Origin of the sequence: Kocuria sp. CPCC 204721 (assembly GCF_040980945.1) — a bacterium.
Lineage (GTDB): Bacteria > Actinomycetota > Actinomycetes > Actinomycetales > Micrococcaceae > Kocuria > Kocuria marina.
In genome coordinates this window covers 233,115-253,525 of sequence record NZ_JAVKPO010000002.1, presented here as the reverse complement: position 1 = coordinate 253,525, position 20,411 = coordinate 233,115, and the positions used below count along the sequence as shown (strand labels likewise).

Sequence of the window (20,411 nt, the reverse complement as noted above, 5' to 3'; positions counted from 1 at the left end):
GAGCGATGCGAGCCGCCCGGATCCGTGTCTGAGTCGGCGCGTACGCTGGGTCCATGTCGCTCGCGCAGAAGATCAATCGTGTGGTCGCCCCGTTCGAGGTCGTGTCCGAGTACCAGCCCGCCGGTGACCAGCCCAAGGCCATCGCGGACCTGTCCCGCCGGATCGAGGGCGGGGAGAAGGACGTGGTACTCATGGGCGCCACGGGCACGGGTAAGTCCGCGACCGCCGCGTGGCTCATCGAGGCCGTCCAGCGGCCCACGCTGTTGCTCGTGCAGAACAAGACCCTGGCCGCCCAGCTGGCCAACGAGCTGCGCGAACTGCTGCCCAACAACGCCGTTGAGTACTTCGTCTCCTACTACGACTACTACCAGCCGGAGGCCTACGTCCCCCAGACGGACACCTTCATCGAGAAGGACTCCTCGATCAACGAGGAGGTCGAGCGGTTGCGGCACTCCGCGACCAATGCCCTGCTGACCCGCCGCGACACCGTGGTGGTCTCCACCGTGTCCTGCATCTACGGTCTGGGTACCCCGGAGGAGTACGTCAAGCAAATGGTCACCCTGGCCGTGGGCCAGGAGATGGACAGGGACACCCTGCTGCGTCAGTTCGTGAACATGCAGTATGTGCGCAACGACGTGGACTTCCACCGCGGGACGTTCCGCGTGCGCGGGGACACCGTGGAGATCATCCCCATGTACGAGGAACTCGCGGTGCGCATCGAGTTCTTCGGGGACGAGATCGAGGCGATCTACACGCTGCACCCGCTCACGGGGGAGATCGTAAACGAGGAGCAGGAGATGTACGTCTTCCCCGCCTCGCACTACGTGGCCGGTGCGGAACGCATGGCCTCGGCGATCGAGTCCATCCAGAAGGAGCTGCAGGAGCGGCTGCAGGAGCTCGAGTCGCAGAACAAGCTCGTGGAGGCCCAGCGGTTGCGCATGCGCACCACCTACGACCTCGAGATGATGGAACAAATGGGCTACTGCAACGGGATCGAGAACTACTCGCTGCACATCGACGGCCGCCCGCGCGGTTCCGCTCCCCACTGTCTGCTGGACTACTTCCCGGACGACTTCCTGCTCATCATCGACGAGTCCCACGTGACCGTGCCGCAGATCGGTGGCATGTACGAGGGGGACATGTCCCGCAAGCGCACGCTGGTGGAACACGGCTTCCGGTTGCCGTCCGCCATGGACAACCGCCCCCTGAAATGGGACGAGTTCCTGGAACGAATCGGGCAGACCATGTACATGTCCGCGACCCCGGGGCCGTACGAGATGTCCAAGGTGGACTCCGTGGTGGAGCAGATCATCCGCCCCACGGGACTCGTGGACCCCCAGGTGATCGTCAAACCCACCAAGGGTCAGATCGACGACCTGCTGGAACAGATCGAGTTGCGCGTGGAACGCGACGAACGCGTCCTGGTGACCACGCTGACCAAGCGCATGGCGGAGGACCTCACCGAGTACCTCATGGAACACGGTGTGCGGGTCCAGTACCTGCACTCGGACGTGGACACCCTCAAGCGCGTGGAACTGCTGCGGGACCTGCGCATGGGCACGTTCGACGTCCTCGTGGGCATCAACCTATTGCGCGAGGGCCTGGACCTGCCCGAGGTCTCCCTCGTGGCCATCCTGGACGCGGACAAGGAAGGCTTCCTGCGTTCCACCACGTCCCTGATCCAGACGATCGGTCGCGCCGCCCGTAACGTCTCGGGTGAGGTCCACATGTACGCGGACAAGATCACCAATTCCATGAACGTTGCGATCGAGGAGACCAACCGCCGCCGGGAGATCCAGGTCGCGTACAACGAGGAACACGGGATCGATCCGCAACCGCTGCGCAAGCGGATCGCGGACATCACCGATCAGTTGGCACGCGAGGACGAGGACACCCGCACCCTGCTGGCCCAGCGCGCCGCCGCCAACAATCACACCGCTCCTGTCAAGGGCGGTAAGGGCAAGGCCACAGGCAAGGCCACGGGTAAGGATCAGGCCGCGGCCGCCGCGGAGTCCAAACTGCTGCGCGACGGTGTCGCGGCCGCACCCGCCGAGGACCTCGTGGATCTGATCGAGGACCTCAGTGAGCAGATGCGCAACGCGGCCGCCGAGCTGAAGTTCGAGCTGGCCGGGCGGCTGCGGGACGAGATCGCGGACCTCAAGAAGGAACTGCGGCGCATGAAGGACGCCGGCCACGCGTGAGCCGATCGCACCCCTCACGGCGAGTTGTTAGTCAGGTAAACTTCCCAAGTTACCCAGCCCGTTCCCGGGCTGCTGCATACGTCGTTCTCGCCTAAGGGGTGCTCGTGGAGGTTTCCGGTCTGCAATGGGGGGTCACCATCGCGGTGATCGTGGGGTTGCTCGCGTACGACTTCATCTTCCACGCGCGCAAACCGCACGAACCCAGCATCAAGGAAGCGGCGCTGTGGACCAGCCTGTATGTGTCCCTGGCCCTGATCTTCGGCCTGCTGATCCTGTTCTGGGACGGCCCGGGCTTCGCGGCGCAGTACTACGCGGGCTTCGTGACCGAGCAGGCCCTGTCCGTGGACAATCTGTTCGTGTTCCTGATCATCATGGCGTCCTTCAAGGTGCCCCGGGCTGACCAGCAAAAGGTGCTCCTGTTCGGCATCGTGGTGGCTCTGATCGCCCGCACGGTGTTCATCTTCATCGGCGCGGCCGCGATCAACCGGTGGTCCGCGCTGTTCTACGTGTTCGGTCTGTTCCTGCTCTACACCGCGGGCAACCTGGTCAAGGGTGAGGTCACGGACAAGGACGAGGGAGACGAGGCCAACAACGTGATGGTTCGTCTGGCCAAGCGCTTCCTCAAGACCACGGACGAGTACGACGGCGACAAGCTGTTCACCGAGGTCGACGGCAAGCGCGTGATGACCCCCATGCTGCTGGTCATGGTGGCCATCGGGCTCACGGACATCATGTTCGCCCTGGACTCCATCCCCGCGATCTTCGGTCTCACCCAGGAGACCTACATCGTGTTCACGGCCACCGCGTTCTCCCTCATGGGTCTGCGTCAGCTGTACTTCCTGATCGACGGTCTGCTGGACCGGTTGATCTACCTCTCGTGGGGTCTCGCGATCATCCTGGGCTTCATCGGCGTGAAGCTCATCCTGCACGCCCTGCACGAGAACACCCTGCCGTTCATCAACGACGGCGAGCCCGTGCACGTGGTCGAGGTGACCACCGGGTTCTCACTGGCCGTGATCCTGGGGGTGTTGATCGTGACCGTGCTCGCATCGCTGTTCAGCCCCAAGGGCCGCGCGGTGCGCATCGTCAACGGCGCGCGCGACTGGGCCGAACGCTACCTGGACCTGCCCGAGGACGCGCCCCGGGACGAGCGGGTCAAGGCCGCGGAGAAGATGACCAGGTACCGGGAACTGCTGCCCACCGTGAAGGAGAAGTACCGGGACGAGCTCATCGAGTCCGAGGCCCGCTACCACGACCTGCTCGAACGGGCCCACGGATTGCGTCAGCACCGGCTCGCCCGGACCGAGAACCGCTGAGTTCGCGTCTCGCCCGAGGGCCCGTCCAGGGGCCGCCACCGTGGCCCGCTCACGGATCCGCCACGAGGCCCCGCCGGTGCACCGGCGGGGCCTCGCCCTTCACCGCGTGCCTCCACGCCGGGAAACCGGTACACTATTACCTGATCAAGGGAGTATCCCACCACTTCCGTGCACGTCAGTACGTCGGGCGCCGTCGCCGGGCCGGGCACGGACCACGCCGCACCCCGTCCTCCGCGCGAGGACCGGCGCGTGGGGGAGAGACTTGTGCGGTACACCTCACCCACAAGGAGACCCTCCGTGGAGATCACATCCTTCCAATGGGGCATCACGATGGCCCTGATCGTGGGCCTTCTGGCCTACGACTTCATCTTCCACGTGCGTAAGGCGCACGAACCGTCGATCAAGGAAGCGGCCATCTGGTCCGCGGCGTACGTGGGCATCGCGTTGCTGTTCGGCTTCGTGATCCTGTGGCTGGACGGCCCCACGCTCATGGCCGAGTACTACGGCGGCTACGTCACGGAGAAGGCGTTGTCGGTGGACAACCTCTTCGTGTTCCTGATCATCATCGGCTCGTTCGCGGTGCCCCGGGCGGACCAGCAGAAGGTGCTGCTGTTCGGCATCATCTTCGCGTTGATCGCCCGCACGGTGTTCATCTTCATCGGCGCGGCCGCGATCAACACCTTCGCGTGGGTTTTCTACCTCTTCGGCCTGATCCTGATCTTCACCGCGGGCAACCTGATCAAGGGCGAGGTCACGGACGACAAGTCGGACGAGGCCAACAACATCGTGGTGCGCCTGGCCAAGAAGGTCTTCCACACCACGGACTACTACGACGGCGACAAGCTGTTCACGAGGCACAACGGCAAGCGCGCGCTGACCCCCATGCTGCTCGTGATGGTTGCGATCGGTGGCACGGACATCCTCTTTGCCCTGGACTCGATCCCCGCGATCTTCGGCCTCACGCAGGAGCCGTACATCGTGTTCACGGCCACCGCGTTCTCGCTCATGGGTCTGCGCCAGTTGTACTTCCTGATCGACGGTCTGCTGGACCGGTTGATCTACCTCTCGTGGGGCCTGTCCATCATCCTCGCGTTCATCGGTGTGAAGCTCATCCTGCACGCGCTGCACGAGAACACCCTGCCGTTCATCAACGACGGCGAGCACGTGGCCGTCGCCGAGATTGGGATCGGCACGTCCCTCACGGTGATCATCTCCGTGCTCGTGCTCACCGTCCTCATCTCGCTGTACAGCCCCAAGGGCCGCGCGCTGCGCACCATCCAGAAGACGCAGGACCTCACCGAGAAGTACCTGGCTCTCCCGCAGGACGCGGACGCCGAGGAGCGTCACAAGATCGCCGGGGAGCTCGCGCGGCTGCAGAAGCGTTTCCCGCGGATCTCGGAGAAGCACAAGAACGAGCTGATCGATTCCCGCGCTCGGTTCCGTAAGATGCTCGAGACCGCCCGGGGTCAGCACCGCGAGTTCGAGGAGACCGGCCGGGTGCAGACCCCTTCCCCGGACTTTGCCGAAGAGAGCCACCGCGACGACACCGCCTCCCCGGCCGCCCCGGGGGCCAACACGGGCAAGGCCGCTCCGGCGGGTGAAGCGGCCGCGGACGCCACGCCGGGTGCGGGGACCGCCCGCGGCGACTCCTCGGGCGGGGGCTCCACCGCGGCGCGGTAGCCACCCGGCTGCCCGAGGCGTACGACGACGCCGCTCGAACCGGTCCGCGGGGCCCGTTCCCTATCCTGGGAACGGGCCCCGCGGCGTCGTGCACCACAGCGCAGCACCGGCGAACAACGCGGCCCATAGCAGGGACACGAGGGTGCCGATGATGAACTGTTCGCGCTGCTGGGCGTTGGTGAACTCGCCGTAGCGGGCCAGGCCCTTGATCGCCACGACCACGCCGATCCCGGCGACCATGCCCGTGAGCAGCGAGACGATGGCGCCGGCGCGTTCCAGCGCACCGATGACCAGACCTCCGCGCAGCGGCGGGTCCACGGGTTCCGCCGTGGCCTCGGAGTCGTCCCACGGGCTCTTCGCCGGACGCAGGCGTTCGTGGGAGACGTCTGCGAAACGGAAGACCCCGCGCACCACAGGGTCGCCGGACAGGGCCCCGGCGATCAGCAGCGCGGGATAGGCCCATTCCCGGGGCACGGTCCCCGCGAACACGGTCCAGATCGCGGTGGTCAGCACCAGGGCTGCGGGGAGGACCGCGGTGGTGAGCGGGCGCAGGAAGCTCACGCGTCACCGCCCGAGGTGGTGTCGCCACTCGAGGCGACATCCTCCGGCGAGGAGACGTCCTTCAATGGGTGGGCGTCCTTCGAGGAGATGGCGTCCTGCGCTGAGGGGGCCGCGGCGTCCGGAGCGTGGCCAGAGGGGGAGTGCTCGTCCGCGAGTCGGAACAACGCCTCGAGGGTCTCGTGGACCGTGTGTTCCTCGTGCCACAGCGCTGCGCTGAGCCGCCGGGACACCGAGGACTGGGTGATCCCGAGCCCCTCGGCGATCTCCTGTTGCGTGAGCCCCCGGTCGGCGAGTTCCGTGGCCTGCGCCCCGGCCTCGGAACGCCGGGCCCGCACGGCACACACCAGATCCACCACGCTGCCCGCGCGCCGCGCCCACTCGTTGCCGGCCACGACCGGACGGCCGCGCTCCTTCGCGGCGTTCACGGCATCCCGCGCGGCCACGAAGGCCTCGCCCGTAGCTTCGCGCACGGACGACGGCAGGGGGTCGTCCACCGCGCCGATGCCCACGCCCACGTGCCAGTGCCCGGCGTCGGCGAGCGCGAGGACCGCGCGGACGATCGCGGCGGCGTCGTCGTAGAGCGCCTGCAGCTCATCGCCCGCGCTGATCTCCCAATCGAGGACCGGGCGGGGGAGTTCCTCCTGCAGAGCCGTGCGCTGCCGTCCCATGTGCAGCTCGGCGGCGCGGCCGCGGGAATCGCGGCGGTCGATCGTCAGGGCGAACACGAACTCCTCCTCACCCTATGCATCCTAAAGTGCATATTATCCGATGATGCGTCTCCACATGCATGGCTTCTGGGATAACCGGTGCTCAGTGTCTCGTGTCGGTGATGGGACCCACGTTGTCCACGAGGACCACGGGGAAGCCGTCCTCGTCCGACGCCGCGAGGTCGACGCGCGCGTTGATACCCCAGTCGTGGTGCCCGTCCGGATCGTCGAAGACCTGCGTGACGGTCCAGAACCCGGTCATTCCCTCGGGGTCCTCGGTGATGCGGATCAGAGACGGCCCGCGGGACTGGGCGTCCGTGTAGATGTCCTCGTACTCGTCGAAGTACGTGTCCATCGCGTCCGCCCAGCGGTCGCGGTCCCACCCGGTTCTCTCGTCCAGGGCCCCGAGCACCTTGTCCTTCTCCTGCGCGAACAGTTCCACGCGCTGGAACAGGGCATTACGCACCATCACGCGGAACGCACGGGGGTTCGCGGTGACGCCTTCCGGCTGTTCGGCCACGAGTTCCTTGAGGGAGTCCGCGCCCGTGCCCATGGGGGATTCCTCCCCGGAGGCCAGCTTCTCCCATTCGTCCAGCAGGGAGTTGTCGGTCTGGCGGATGCTCTCCCCGAGCCATTCCACCAGGTCGGTGAGCGACTCGGTCGTGGCGTCCACCGGGACCGTCTGGCGCAGGGCCTTGTACGCGTCCGAGAGATAGCGCAGCAGGATGCCCTCGGAGCGGGCGAGACCGTAGAACTGCACGTAGTCCCCGAACGTCATGGCGCGCTCGTACATGTCCCGCACCACGGACTTGGGGGAAAGCTCGAACTGTGCGACCCACGGGGCGGAAGATCGGTAGGTCTCGAACGACTGCTCGAGCAGTTCCCGCAACGGCTGGGGGTACGTGATCTCGTCCAACTCGCGCATGCGTTCCATGTACTCGAGGCCGTCGGCCTTCATGGTCGCGAGCGCCTCGCCCTTGACCTTCTTCTCCTGCAGGTTCAGCACCTGGCGCGGTTTCTCCAGCGTGGCCTCGATGACCGAGACGACATCGAGCGCGTACGTCTCCGACTCCGGGTCCAGCAGGGTGAGCGCGGCCAGCGCGAACGGGGACAGCGGCTGGTTCAGCGCGAAGTTCTCCTGCAGCTCGACCGTGAGCCGGTAGCGGCGCCCGGTCTCGTCCGGCTCATGCAGGCGTACGACGACGCCCGCGCGCAGCAGTTCCTTGAGGATCGCGAGCGCCTGGCGCAGCAGCAGGCGTTGGCGCGGCCGTGGTTCGTCCACGCTCGTGAGCAAGCAGTACCCGGCGCCGATGTTGTCCCCGGGCCGCTGCAGCATGTTCAGGACCATGGAGTGGGTGATCGCGAAGGAGGACGTGAGCTGTTCGGGCTGGGCGGCCACGAGCGACTCGAACGTCTTACGGCTCCAGGACACGAAACCCTCCGGCGGCTTCTTCTTGGGCACCTGACGCAGTTTCTTCTGATCGTCCCCGTGCTTGGCCCGGGCCTTGGCCATGGCGCGTTCGTTCTCGATGACGTGCTCGGGGGCCTGGACCACCACGGTCCCCGCGGTGTCGTAGCCGGCGCGGCCCGCGCGGCCCGCGATCTGGTGGAACTCGCGGGCGCTGAGCCGGCGGGTGCGGCGACCGTCGAACTTGGACAGCGCCGTGATCAGCACGGTGCGAATGGGCACGTTGATCCCCACGCCTAGGGTGTCCGTCCCGCAGATCACCTTGAGCAGCCCGGTCTGGGCGAGCTGCTCCACGAGGCGGCGGTACTTGGGCAGCATGCCCGCGTGGTGCACCCCGATCCCGTGCCGCACGAGCCGGTTGAGCGTCTTGCCGAAGCCCGCGGAGAAGCGGAAGTCCTTGATCAGCTCCGCCACGCGCTGCTTCTCGTCCTTGCTGAGGACGTCCACGGACATCAGGTTCTGGGCCTGTTCCGCGGCCTGCAGCTGCGAGAAGTGCACCACGTACACCGGGGCCTGGTGGGTGCTGAGCAGTTCCTCGAGCTCCTCGTGGACGGGGCGCTCGGAGTAGTAGTGGTGCAGGGGGATGGGGCGTTCCGCGGAGGAGACGAGCGCGGTGGAACGGCCCGTGGTCTCGTTCAGGCGGTTCTCGATGCGGGTGACGTCCCCGAGGGTCGCGCTCATGAGCAGGAACTGCGCCTGGGGCAGTTCGATGAGCGGCACCTGCCACGCCCAGCCGCGCTGGGGATCGGAGTAGAAGTGGAACTCGTCCATGATCACCACGCCGAGGTCCGCGTCCGCACCCTCACGCAGGGCCACGTTCGCGAGGATCTCCGCGGTGCAGCACACGATCGGGGCGTTCTGGTTGACCGCGGAATCACCCGTGACCATGCCGACGTTCTCGGCGCCGAAGATCTCGCACAGGTCGAAGAACTTCTCGGACACCAGGGCCTTGATGGGCGCGGTGTAGTACGAGCGAGCCCCGCGAGCGAGCCCCGCGAAGTGCGCGGCCACGGCCACGGTGGACTTACCCGATCCCGTGGGGGTCGCGAGGATCACGTTGGACCCGTTGGCGACCTCCAGCACGGCTTCGTCCTGGGCGGGGTACAGCTCCATGTCCCGTGAGGCGATCCAGCCGAGGAACCCCTCGTAGATCTCGTCCTCGCTCAGGGGGTTGGACGCGAAATCACCGCGCAGGTACCGGTGCCCGGGGGCGGAGAGATCGGGGGCCAGGGAATCGAGGAGTTTCATCCCCGTCAGCCTATCGGCACCCGCGGACACGCATACGGGCGTGTCCTGTGGGGGTGCGCGGGCGACGTCGTCCCCTCACCGCGGTACCGCGGGGCCGGGTCCAACACGGCGCCCCGTGGTGCGCGGCGGGTCCGGTCGGCCAAGGGCGGCCCCGGAGGGAACGAGGCCCGGCGGCACGGGAACGACGTCGCGACGTCGTCAGATGTTCGCGCGCCGCGCCGCGGCCGAATCCGCCCGGCGGCACAGCAGCGCGAAGACCGCGCCGGAGAGGTTGTGCCACACCGAGAACACCGCGCCGGGCAGGGCCGCGAGCGGGGACATGTACTGCGCCGCGAGACCCGCGGCGAGTCCGGAGTTCTGCATGCCGACCTCCACCGCGGTGGTCCGGCGCACGGGAGCCGGCTGTCCGGTTACCCGGCCGACCGCGTAACCCAGCAAATACCCGAGCACGTTGTGGATCGCGACGGCGGCGAGCACGAGCAGTCCCGCCTGGATGATCTTGTCCGCCGAGCCAGAGACCACGACCGCCACGATCACGGCGATGCCGAGTACCGACACCCACGGCAGCACGGGAAGCAAACGCTCGACCACGCGGGGTAGCGTGAGGCGCACCACGAGTCCCGCGAGCACGGGCAGGAGGACGATCAGGGCGATCGACGTGGCCATGGCGGCGCCGTCGAGCGGCATATAAGCGCCCGCGAGCCACAGCGTGAGGAACGGGGTGAGCAGCGGGGCGAGCAGCGTGGAGATGGACGTCATGGTCACGGACACGGCCACGTCACCGCGGGCCAGGTAGGACACCACGTTGGAGGACGTGCCGCCCGGGGCGCAGCCCACGAGGATCACGCCGGCCGCGATCTCCGGGGGCAGTCGCAGCAGCCAGGTCACGAGCAGCGCGATGGTCGGCATGAGGACGTACTGGGCCAACACACCCACGACGATCGGGACCGGGCGCTTGGCCACGAGCGCGAAGTCCACGGGACGCAGAGTGAGTCCCATCCCGAACATCACCAGACCCAGCAGGGGATTCGTCCAGCCCGCGGCCTGGTGCACCGTGGGGGCGAACGCGTATCCGACCACCCCGCCCGCGAGCACCAACAGGGGGAAGGCCAAGACGGCGACGTACGCGGCCCGGTCCGCCGTGTTACGCGCCGCGGCCCCGGACGAGGCGGCGCTCACCAGCCGCGTTCTTTCCACTCCTGCAGGTGCGGGCGTTCGGCGCCCAGGGTCGTGGGGTCGCCGTGGCCCGGGTGGATCACGGTGTCGTCCGGGAACTCGTCGAAGATCCGCTCGGTGACGTCCTGGTAGAGCTGCTGGAAGTCATCGGGGGAGTTGGTCTTGCCGAGACCGCCGGGGAAGAGGGAGTCACCCGAGAAGATGTGGGCGGGCCCGGACGGGTCCCGGTACACCACCGCGATGGAGCCTGGGGTGTGCCCGCGCAGCTCGATGATGTCCAGCTCGAAACCGTCGAGTTCGGCGGTGTCCCCGTTCTCGAACGTGAGGTCCATGGGCACCGAGATGTCGTTCTCGTCCGCGGCACCGCACGCCGTCATGGCCTCCGAATGCGAGGCCACGGACTCCAGCGCGCGCACGTGGTCCCAGTGCGAGTGGGTCGTGATGATCAACTGCAGGTTCCCCCAGTCGGAGCAGTCCCCGGACCCGGCGGCCACGAGACCGGCGATGGCGCGGGCGTCGTCCGCGGCGTCGATGAGCACCTGCGTGCCGTGCTCCTTGGAGGTGAGGAGGTACACGTTGTTGTCCATCTCGCTCACCGAAATGCGGCGGATGGTGATGTCGGCGAGTTCCGTGATCTCGGTCTGGGTAGCGATCATGCCCACGATTCTAGGCCGCCGAGTCACGCCGGGCTAATACGCACCCGCGCGCGGAGAGGTGCGTGTAATGCAGACGACCCGCCCGGTGATGGACTACCGGAGCGTCAAGATATATAGTTGCGCGAAGCAAATAAATAAGCTGGCGGCATCCGAGCGCCGCGTGCTCGCCCGACTGAACGGCGTCGACCGCCGAGTCCTGCGAACCCAGCGGATCGCCCGAGTGGGCAGCAATGAACTCATGACCGCCCGCACCGGGTGCGGACCGCGCGCTACGGACCCGGCACCCGAGGAACGGGGGGAGTGGATGGGCGTGTCACACGCGACCGCCGAGGAGCTCGTGCGCGACTTGTTCGAGCTGCAACGCGTGACCCGCAAGGTGCTCAAGGCAGCGGCGCTGCACCGGGAACTGTCCATGGTGCACACCAACATCCTGAGCTATCTCGCGTGCGTGCCCGGACGCCGGGCAAAGGACATCGTGGCCGAGTCCGGCCTCGGGGCCTCAGGGATGAGCCGACACCTGAGCGCCCTCGAACACCTCGGGTACGTGACCCGCACACGGGATCTCGAGGACGGACGCGCGCAGATCGTGGAGATCACCGCCGAGGGTCGCAAGGCCCTCGAGGCGAACCTGCGCGCGGACGCCGAGACCCTCGTCGCCCGTCTGGGCGACCTGGGCGAGGACGAGGCAGAACGCACACGCGTGGACCTCAACCGGCTCACCGAACTCTTCCTGACATCACTGGGCATGTCCCGGGTCACGGCGGCCACGACCGCGCCGGAGCCCGGGACGCAGCCCGGACCCCCGCACCCCACGGCGTCCGGTGACCCCGGTCGCGGAAAGGAGAACAGCCCGTGACGACAGCCCAGGACACGCGCGGTAAGGCGCGTACTACGCGAACGAGCGACCAGGAGCATCGGGACGTCCTGCGGGCGTTGACCGGCATCCTGGCCGCGTTCTTCATGGCCATGGTCACCCTGACCATCATCGGCACGGCACTGCCCGTCATCATGGCGGACCTGGGCGGAGACCAGACGGCACTGTCCTGGACGGTCACGGGCACCCTGTTGGCCAACGCCGTCACGACCCCCATGTGGGGCAAGCTCGCGGACCTTTTCGACAAGAAAAAGCTGCTGCTCATGGCCATCGCGATCTTCGTGATCGGTTCCGCCGCCGCGGGTCTCGCGGGATCCATCACCATGCTCGTGGTGGCGCGCGTGATCCAGGGCGTGGGCATGGGCGGCCTGATGGCGCTGGCCCAGACGATCCTGGGCACGATCATCCCGCCGCGCGAGCGCGGCCGGTACGCCGGGTACATGGGCGCGGTCATGGCCGTGGCCACGTCGGTGGGCCCGCTCCTGGGCGGGCTCATCGTGGACGCGTTCGGGTGGCGCTGGTGCTTCCTGATCCCCGTGCCGCTATCGATCCTCGCGGCCGTGCTGATCGTGCGCACGCTGCACCTGCCCGAGACCACGCGTGAGACGGCGCCCACAGTGGACTTCCTGGGTATGGCCCTGCTCGCGGTGGCCACGTCCTCCCTGCTCTTGTGGGTGTCCTTCGCGGGCAAGCTCTTCGACTGGGGTTCGTGGGAGTCCATCCTGCTGATCGTGGTGGGCGTGCTCAGCACCTTGGCGTTCATCCTGGTGGAGCGGCGCGCGAACGAACCGACCATGCCCCTGCACGTGGTCACCGAGCGCACCACCGTGCTCGCGATCATCGCGGCGATCGCCACGGGTGGCGCCATGTTCGCGTCCACGACGTACCTGGGTCAGTACTTCCAGCTGGGCCAGGGCTACACGCCCACCGAATCCGGGCTGCTCATGCTCCCGCAGGTCGTGGGATCGTTCCTGGGCTCCATGATCGCAGGCCAGCTCATCACGCGTTTCGGCCGGTGGAAGAGGGTGTTGATCGCGGGCGCGGTAATCCTCGCGATCGGTCTGTTCCTGGCGTCCCAGCTGACCCACGCGACGCCCGCGTGGCTCGTGGGCATCTTCATCTGCCTCGTGGGTCTGGGCGTGGGCACGCTGAACCAGAACCTCGTGCTCGCCGTGCAGAACACCGTGGGCCTGAAGGACATGGGCTCCGCGTCCTCCGCGGTCGCATTCTTCCGCACCGTGGGTGGCGCCGTGGCGGTGTCTCTGTTCGGGGCGCTGCTCACGCGTCACCTCTCGAGCGAGATGTCCCAGTTTGCCGCGGACCACGGTCTGGATGCCCACCAAACGCCCGACGCCGCGTCGATCGACCTCGCGGGGCTGCCCCCGGCAGTGTTGGAGGCCATTCGTGAGGCGTACGGCACCGGGACCGGGTTGCTCTTCCTCGTGGCCGGGATCGCATCGCTGGTGACCCTGGTGTGCGTGCTGCTCATGAAGGAGGTGCCGCTGCGCACCACGGTGGACGTCGCGGAGGTGGACCCGGAGACGGGTGAGATCACCATGGTGACCAAGCGCGTCAACCCCGTGGAAGCGGCCGGGCTACGCATGCAGCACGCGGAGACCGGTGAGCTGCCCGTGGTCGATCCCAGGGCCTCCGGGCTGCGGCGCTCCCACGGCGAGCGCGCCGAGGAGACGGCGCGTTCGGCCCGCGGGGCCCACGCCGCGCCGGTCGAGCCCGACTCCGCGGGGACCGCGCACCCGCATCCCCACCCTAGGCACCGGGCCGAGTAGGGTGCCCCGCTGCCGAGTGAGTTGCCCACTCGCAGGGGACACGACGGACGACGGCGCAGCGCGCGATCCGGCCGGGAGGTCGCATTGCGCGCTGCGCTGATTCGTCCCTGGACCCGCTCGTCGTGTCGGCGGCTAGTAATAGAGTGACTGCCGTGTCTGAGCAAACCCGCCGAACCCCCAGTGACCGTTCGTCGAGCTCCGTGCTCGCGGAACGAGTGGCCCACGACCGTGCCCCGCGCACCCGCGCCTCCGGTGTCTCGGACCTGACCGAGATCGTGGTGCAGGGTGCCCGCGAGCACAACCTCAAGAACGTGGATCTGACCATCCCCCGCGATTCCATGGTCGTGTTCACGGGGCTGTCCGGGTCCGGGAAGTCCTCCCTGGCCTTCGACACCATCTTCGCCGAGGGTCAGCGCCGCTACGTGGAGTCGCTGTCCTCCTACGCCCGGATGTTCCTGGGCCGCGTGGACAAGCCGGACGTGGACTTCATCGAGGGGCTGTCCCCGGCGGTGTCCATCGACCAGAAGTCCACCTCGCGCAACCCGCGCTCCACGGTGGGCACGATCACCGAGATCTACGACTACATGCGTCTGCTGTGGGCGCGGATCGGCCACCCGCACTGCCCGGTGTGCGGTGAGCCCATCACCAAGCAGACGCCCCAGCAGATCGTGGACCAGCTGCTCGAGCTGCCCGAGCGCACCCGGTTCATGGTCCTCGCCCCCGTGGTCAAGGGCCGCAAGGGCGAGTTCCAGGACCTGTTCCAGCAGCTGAGCACCCAGGGATACGCGCGCGCCGTCGTGGACGGCGAGACCGTTCAGCTCGAGAACGCACCCAAGCTCAAGAAGCAGTACAAGCACACGATCGACGTGGTCGTGGACCGCCTCACGGCCAAGCCGGACGCCCGGCAGCGGCTCACCGACTCGGTCGAGACCGCCCTGAACCTCGCGGACGGACGCGTGGTCATCGAGCTCGTGACCCGTGAGGGCGAGCAGTCCCCGTGGCACGAGACCCGCCGCACGTTTTCCGAGAACCTCGCGTGCCCCAACGAGCACGAGCTGCAGACGGACGAGATCGAGCCGCGCTCGTTCTCTTTCAACGCCCCGTTCGGCGCGTGCCCCGAGTGCGACGGCATCGGTTCGCGCCTCGAGGTGGACGAGGACCTCGTGGTTCCCAATCCGGACCTGTCCCTCGTGGAGGGCGCCATCGCGCCGTGGTCCCTGGGCAAAGCCACGAGTGACTACTGGAACCGCTTGCTCGCCGGACTCGGGGAGGAGGCCGGATTCGACCTCGTGACCCCGTGGAAGGACCTGCCGGCCAAGGCACGCAAGGCCATCCTGCACGGCAAGGACTACAAGGTCACCGTGGCCTACCGCAACCGGTGGGGCCGCGAGCGCCGGTATACGCAGGGCTTCGAGGGCGTGTTCGGCTATATCAAGCGCAAGCACGAGGAAACCGAGTCCGATCACGCCAAGGACCGCTACGAGCAGTACATGCGCCAGGTGGCGTGCCCCGAGTGCGGGGGAGCGCGGCTGAACCCCACGATCCTGGGGGTCACCGTGGGCGGGAAGAACATCGCCGAGGCCACCCGCCTGCCCATGCGCGATTCCCTCGCGTTCTTCCAGCAGTTGGACCTAGACACCCGCGAGGCCAGGATCGGTGACCAGGTGCTCAAGGAGATCATCGCGCGCCTGACGTTCCTGATCGACGTCGGGCTGGACTACCTCAACCTGGAGCGGGCCGCGGCCACGCTGTCCGGCGGGGAGGCACAACGCATCCGGCTCGCCACCCAGATCGGTGCGGGGCTCGTGGGCGTGCTCTACGTCCTGGACGAGCCGTCCATCGGGCTGCACCAGCGCGACAACCGCCGACTCATCGACACCCTGCTGCGCTTGCGGGACATGGGGAACACCCTCATCGTGGTCGAGCACGACGAGGACACCATGCGCGAGGCCGACTGGATCGTGGACGTGGGCCCGGGCGCGGGCGTGCACGGTGGGGACGTGGTCCACTCCGGGACCTACGACCAGCTGCTCGAGAACCGCCGGTCCATCACGGCCGACTACCTCACCGGCCGCAAGCTGATCGAAGTCCCCACGACGCGGCGTCCCGTGGACAAGAAGCGGCAGCTCACGGTCGTGGGTGCGCGGGAGAACAACCTGCAGAACCTCACGGTGGACTTCCCGCTCGGGGTATTCGTGGCCGTCACGGGCGTCTCCGGTTCGGGGAAGTCCACGCTCGTCAACGACATCCTCTACACGAGCCTGGCCAATCAGCTCAACGGCGCCAAGCAGGTGCCTGGTCGGCACAGGCGCATCGACGGTCTGGAGCACCTGGACAAGGTCGTGCACGTGGACCAGAGCCCCATCGGGCGCACCCCGCGCTCCAACCCGGCCACGTACACGGGCGTGTTCGACCGGATCCGCAAGCTGTTTGCGGAGACCCAAGAGGCCAAGGTCCGCGGCTACCAGCAAGGCCGGTTCTCGTTCAACGTCAAGGGCGGGCGCTGCGAGGCATGCTCGGGTGACGGGACGCTGAAGATCGAGATGAACTTCCTGCCGGACGTCTACGTCCCGTGCGAGGTGTGCAAGGGCGCGCGCTACAACCGCGAGACCCTCGAGGTGCACTACAAGGGCAAGAACATCGCGGAGGTCCTGGACATGCCCATCGAGGAGGCGGCGGAGTTCTTCGCGCCGTTCACCGCGATCGCGCGCTACCTCACCACGCTCGTGGAGGTGGGCCTCGGGTACGTGCGGCTGGGTCAGCCCGCCACCACGCTCTCCGGCGGTGAAGCTCAGCGCGTCAAGCTCGCCGCGGAATTGCAGAAGCGTTCCAACGGGCGCACGATCTACGTCCTGGACGAGCCCACCACGGGTCTGCACTTCGAGGACATCCGCAAGCTGCTCATGGTGCTGCAGAGCCTGGTCGACAAGGGCAACAGCGTCATGACCATCGAGCACAACCTGGACGTCGTGAAGTCGGCGGACTGGATCGTGGACCTGGGCCCCAACGGGGGATCCGGTGGTGGCACGGTCGTGGCACAGGGCACCCCGGAGCAGGTCGCTCGCAACAAGGACAGCTTCACGGGGCAGTTCGTACGCGAGGTGCTCGAGCACTCCGCCGCCCGGGAGGCCGCCCACCGCAGCGACGCGGACGGCGCGGATGCCCAGGAAGACGCGGAACCGGCCGACGGGACGCAGGAGAACCGGCAGCGCGCCGAGGCCGCGGTGGGGGACCGGGCATGAGCGTCCAGAGCCCCATCGTCCTGTGGGACCTGGACGGCACGGTCCTGGATCCCGCCGGGGCCATCACGGACGGGATCGCCGGCGCCCTGCGCTCGTGCGGTTTCGCCGTGCCCGAGAACCTCGGGCGCTTCGTGGGACCGCCGATCGGGGAGTCCCTGCGCCGGTTCACGGACGTCCCCGAGGACCGGATCGCGGAGGTCGCCGCGGTGTACCGCGCCGGGTACCTCGCGGAGGGCCTGGACCGCTCGCGCGTCTATCCGGGTGTCCGCGAGGTGCTGGGGTCGCTGCGCGAGCGCGGCGTGCGTCAGGCCGTGGCCACCCAGAAGCCCGAACACATCGCCGTGGAGGTCGTGTCGCGTTTCGGGCTGGACGAGTACTTCGAGACCGTGAGCGGCGCCGCGGACGATCTCGCGCAACCGAGCGGGTCCGGGCGGCTGCACGACAAGCCCGCGATCATCGGGGAGGCGCTGCGGCGCATGGGTGCGCTGCCCCCGGACCCCGCACGCACCGTGATGATCGGGGACCGCAGCTACGACGCCGACGGTGCCCGCAGCCACGGCATCGACTGCCTGGGCGCAGGATGGGGCTTCGCGCAACCCGGGGAACTGCGGGACGTGTGTGCCGCTGTCGCTCGTGAGCCCGGGGATTTGGCACACTTGCTCCAGCAATATACGGACCGGTAGGGGAGCGAGCAGTGATCACGAAATACGACCTGACCAAGGCCTCGGTGGCGCGCGCCCTGAGGCTGCTGTGTCGTCCCGTGATCACGGGTCTGGAGAACCTCCCGCAGGACGGCCCCGTGATCATCGCGTCCAACCACCTGTCCTTCCTGGACTCGGTCATCATCTCCGCGTTCATGCCCCGCCGGGTCAAGTTCATCGCCAAGGCGGAGTACGTCAACAGCCCCGGGATCAAGGGCAAGCTCATGCGCGAGGTCTTCGAATTCATCGACATCATCCCCGTGACCCGCGGTCAGCAGAGCGAGTCCGTGGCGGCCCTGGATCCCGCCGTGGAACACCTCAAGCAGGGCAACGTGTTCGGGATCTACCCGGAGGGCACGCGCTCCCGGGACGGTTACCTGTACCGCGGGCACTCCGGCGTGGCCTACCTGGCCTACGTCACGGGCGCCCCGGTGGTGCCCGTGGGGCTGATCGGCACCCAGCGGTTGCAACCGCCCGGGGCGACCATGATCCGCCCCGCCAAGTTCGAGATGCACGTGGGGGAGCCCATCCCCACACCGGAGTCCCACGGGCACCAGACGGGCAAGCTGCGCAAGACCCACGTGGAGCAGATCATGACCACGATCGCGGGACTGTCCGGGCAACCGCGCAAGGACGTGTACAACGTGTCCCCGTCCGTGCAGAGGGACGCCGGGCGTGGCTGACCCGGCGAGCTACAGACCGGCCCGACAGGACATCCCCACCAATCCGGGGGTCTACCGGTTCCGGGACGAACACGGCCGTGTGATCTACGTGGGCAAGGCCAAGAACCTGCGCAACCGGCTCTCGTCCTACTTCGCGCCCCTGCACCAGCTCGCGCCCAAGACCCGCACGATGGTCACCACGGCCGCGGCGGTGCAGTGGACCGTGGTGGGCTCGGAGTTCGAGTCCCTACAGCTCGAGTACACGTGGATCAAAGAGTTCGCGCCCCGGTTCAACATCGCCTACCGGGACGACAAGTCCTATCCGTACCTGGCGGTCACGATGTCCGAGGACGTCCCGCGGGCCATGGTCACACGCGGGGAGAAGAAACCGGGCAACCGCTACTTCGGCCCCTATTCCCAGGCGTGGGCCATCCGGGACACCCTGGACGCCCTGTTGCGGGTCTTCCCCGTGCGCACGTGCACCAAGGGTGTGTTCCAGCGCGCCGAGCGCAGTGGCCGGCCGTGCCTGCTCGGTTACATCGACAAGTGCTCGGCGCCGTGCGTGGGGGAGATCTCCCGCGAGGACCACCGCCGGCTCGCCGACGACCTGTGCCGCTTCATGGCCGGACACGCCAAGCCGTACATCCGGGAGCTCACGCGGCAAATGAACGAGGCCGCCGAGCGTATGGACTTCGAGACCGCTGCGGCACGCCGCGACGACGTCGGCGCGCTCGAACGGGCTTTCGAGCGCAATACGGTGGTGCTCGCGGACACCACGGACGCGGACTTCTTCGCGATCGCCGAGGACGAGCTCGAGGCCGCGGTCCAGGTGTTCTACGTGCGAGGTGGCCGGATCCGGGGTCAGCGCGGGTGGATCACCGAGAAGGTCGAGGACGTCACGACCGCCCAGCTCATGACCCACCTGTTGCAACAGGTCTACGGCGAGGCGCAATCGGAACTGGCCCCCGCGCCGTCGGCCCGCAGGAAACAGACCGCAGGCGGGAGCACGGACGTGGTCGCCAAGCACCGCCGCACGTCCGAGCTCGCGTATCGTCAGGACACGATCCCGCGCACGGTGTACGTGTCCGCGGAACCGGACGAGGCGGACGAGCTGCGCAACTGGCTCAGTGAGCTGCGCGGTTCCCAGGTGGCCATCCAACGGCCCCAGCGCGGTGACAAGGCGCAGCTGCTCGAGACCGTCGCGGAGAACGCGCGCCAGGCGCTGGCCCTGCACAAGTCCCGCCGCGCGGGGGACCTGACCACGCGCTCGGCGTCCTTGCAGCAGTTGCAGGAGGCCCTGGACCTCCCGGACGCCCTCATGCGCATCGAGTGCTACGACATCTCCCACGTCCAGGGCACCAACGTGGTCGCTTCCATGGTCGTGTTCGAGGACGGTCTGCCGCGCAAGTCGGAGTACCGCAAGTTCTCGATCACTGGCGACGCCGCACGGGACGACACCGCGTCCATGTACGACGTCATCCACCGCCGGTTCTCCCGCCACCTCGAACAGCAGCGCCGCGCCGCGGAGAAGGGCGTGCACAGCGGGGAGGTGGCCCCGGACACCGACGACGCGCCCGCGCGCGCCTTCGCGTATCCCCCCAATCTCGTGATCGTGGACGGCGGCCCGCCCCAGGTCGCGGCGGCCCAGCGCGCCCTGGACGACCTCGGCGTGGACGATGTCCACGTGGTGGGTCTGGCCAAGCGGCTCGAGGAGGTGTGGGTGCCCGACGACGAGTTCCCGGTCATCCTGCCCCGCGCCTCGGAAGGGTTGTTCCTCATGCAGCGCGTGCGCGACGAGGCCCACCGTTTCGCGATCACGTTCCACCGGCAGAAGCGCTCCAAAGCCATGACGGTCTCCGCGCTCGACGACGTGCCTGGGCTGGGCCCGGCCAAGCAGAAGGCCCTGCTCAAGCACTTCGGCTCGGTCAAGAAATTGCGCGCCGCCACCGCGGAGGAGATCCTTGAGGTCAAGGGCTTCGGGCCCGCGTTGACCACCAAGGTCGCGCAGGCCCTCGGGGGCGGCACCGAGGCCCGGGAGCCCGCTGTGGATACCGAGACGGGCGAACTGCTCGACTGAAACTGGTCTACCCTGGAAACGAACCCTGCAGTCGGAAGATCAGGCGGTCCGCGAC

Annotated in this window: 14 protein-coding genes; 9 read left to right on the top strand and 5 right to left on the bottom strand. The window is 67.9% G+C overall.

Annotated features, from left to right (window positions below):
• Window positions 1-53 precede the first annotated feature (53 nt).
• The 3 genes from uvrB (at window position 54) to RF637_RS03760 (ending at window position 5,197) form a co-directional block, all read left to right on the top strand.
• On the top strand, window positions 54-2,201 hold the full coding sequence (gene uvrB, locus RF637_RS03770; protein WP_368844188.1) for an excinuclease ABC subunit UvrB: 2,148 nt from the start codon (window positions 54-56) through the stop codon (window positions 2,199-2,201).
• A gap of 104 nt (window positions 2,202-2,305) precedes the next feature.
• Window positions 2,306-3,517, top strand: coding sequence for a TerC/Alx family metal homeostasis membrane protein (locus RF637_RS03765; RefSeq protein ID WP_368835344.1), 1,212 nt, complete (start codon window positions 2,306-2,308; stop codon window positions 3,515-3,517).
• A 297-nt stretch (window positions 3,518-3,814) separates the two neighbouring features.
• Complete coding sequence (locus RF637_RS03760) at window positions 3,815-5,197, top strand: TerC family protein (protein WP_368844187.1); 1,383 nt, start codon at window positions 3,815-3,817, stop codon at window positions 5,195-5,197.
• A gap of 60 nt (window positions 5,198-5,257) precedes the next feature.
• On the opposite strand, the gene RF637_RS03755 is transcribed toward RF637_RS03760, so the two are convergent.
• The 5 genes from RF637_RS03755 to RF637_RS03735 form a co-directional block, all read right to left on the bottom strand.
• Complete coding sequence (locus RF637_RS03755) at window positions 5,258-5,758, bottom strand: hypothetical protein (RefSeq protein WP_064846600.1); 501 nt, start codon at window positions 5,756-5,758, stop codon at window positions 5,258-5,260.
• On the bottom strand, window positions 5,755-6,483 hold the full coding sequence (locus tag RF637_RS03750) for a sigma factor-like helix-turn-helix DNA-binding protein (protein WP_368844186.1): 729 nt from the start codon (window positions 6,481-6,483) through the stop codon (window positions 5,755-5,757). The genes RF637_RS03755 and RF637_RS03750 overlap by 4 nt, the downstream gene beginning before the upstream one ends.
• An 85-nt stretch (window positions 6,484-6,568) precedes the next feature.
• The gene (locus RF637_RS03745; RefSeq protein WP_368844185.1) at window positions 6,569-9,181 is read right to left on the bottom strand and encodes a DEAD/DEAH box helicase; all 2,613 of its coding nucleotides are present in this window, start codon (window positions 9,179-9,181) and stop codon (window positions 6,569-6,571) included.
• A 198-nt stretch (window positions 9,182-9,379) separates the two neighbouring features.
• Window positions 9,380-10,360 carry a bile acid:sodium symporter family protein gene (locus RF637_RS03740; protein ID WP_186317123.1) on the bottom strand — a complete coding sequence of 327 codons (981 nt, stop codon included), beginning with the start codon at window positions 10,358-10,360 and terminating at the stop codon, window positions 9,380-9,382.
• A complete protein-coding gene (locus RF637_RS03735; RefSeq protein WP_144996605.1) occupies window positions 10,357-11,013 on the bottom strand; it encodes an MBL fold metallo-hydrolase in 657 nt (218 codons plus the stop codon). Before RF637_RS03735 ends, RF637_RS03740 begins: the two co-directional genes overlap by 4 nt.
• A gap of 67 nt (window positions 11,014-11,080) precedes the next feature.
• Between RF637_RS03735 and RF637_RS03730 the strand changes: the two genes are divergently transcribed.
• The 6 genes from RF637_RS03730 to uvrC all read left to right on the top strand — a co-directional run bounded on the left by RF637_RS03730 (window position 11,081) and on the right by uvrC (window position 20,356).
• Entirely contained in the window at window positions 11,081-11,869 is a 789-nt protein-coding gene (locus RF637_RS03730) for a MarR family winged helix-turn-helix transcriptional regulator (RefSeq protein WP_368844184.1), read from the top strand.
• Entirely contained in the window at window positions 11,866-13,674 is a 1,809-nt protein-coding gene (locus tag RF637_RS03725; protein ID WP_368835338.1) for an MDR family MFS transporter, read from the top strand. The genes RF637_RS03730 and RF637_RS03725 overlap by 4 nt, the downstream gene beginning before the upstream one ends.
• Before the next feature lie 215 nt (window positions 13,675-13,889).
• Window positions 13,890-16,916 (top strand): excinuclease ABC subunit UvrA, encoded by a 3,027-nt coding sequence (gene uvrA, locus RF637_RS03720; RefSeq protein WP_368844210.1) that lies wholly within the window; start codon window positions 13,890-13,892, stop codon window positions 16,914-16,916.
• Entirely contained in the window at window positions 16,913-17,599 is a 687-nt protein-coding gene (locus RF637_RS03715) for an HAD family hydrolase (RefSeq protein ID WP_144996609.1), read from the top strand. Before uvrA ends, RF637_RS03715 begins: the two co-directional genes overlap by 4 nt.
• A gap of 11 nt (window positions 17,600-17,610) precedes the next feature.
• A complete protein-coding gene (locus RF637_RS03710) occupies window positions 17,611-18,300 on the top strand; it encodes a lysophospholipid acyltransferase family protein (RefSeq protein WP_368844183.1) in 690 nt (229 codons plus the stop codon).
• Complete coding sequence (gene uvrC, locus RF637_RS03705; RefSeq protein WP_368844182.1) at window positions 18,293-20,356, top strand: excinuclease ABC subunit UvrC; 2,064 nt, start codon at window positions 18,293-18,295, stop codon at window positions 20,354-20,356. The genes RF637_RS03710 and uvrC overlap by 8 nt, the downstream gene beginning before the upstream one ends.
• Window positions 20,357-20,411 lie beyond the last annotated feature (55 nt).

Coding starts and splice junctions, on each gene's coding strand:
- uvrB (WP_368844188.1), top strand. CDS start 54: ATGTCGCTCGCGCAGAAGATCAATCGTGTGGTCGCCCCGTTCGAGGTC.
- RF637_RS03745 (WP_368844185.1), bottom strand. CDS start 9,181: ATGAAACTCCTCGATTCCCTGGCCCCCGATCTCTCCGCCCCCGGGCAC.
- RF637_RS03735 (WP_144996605.1), bottom strand. CDS start 11,013: ATGATCGCTACCCAGACCGAGATCACGGAACTCGCCGACATCACCATC.
- RF637_RS03730 (WP_368844184.1), top strand. CDS start 11,081: ATGCAGACGACCCGCCCGGTGATGGACTACCGGAGCGTCAAGATATAT.
- RF637_RS03715 (WP_144996609.1), top strand. CDS start 16,913: ATGAGCGTCCAGAGCCCCATCGTCCTGTGGGACCTGGACGGCACGGTC.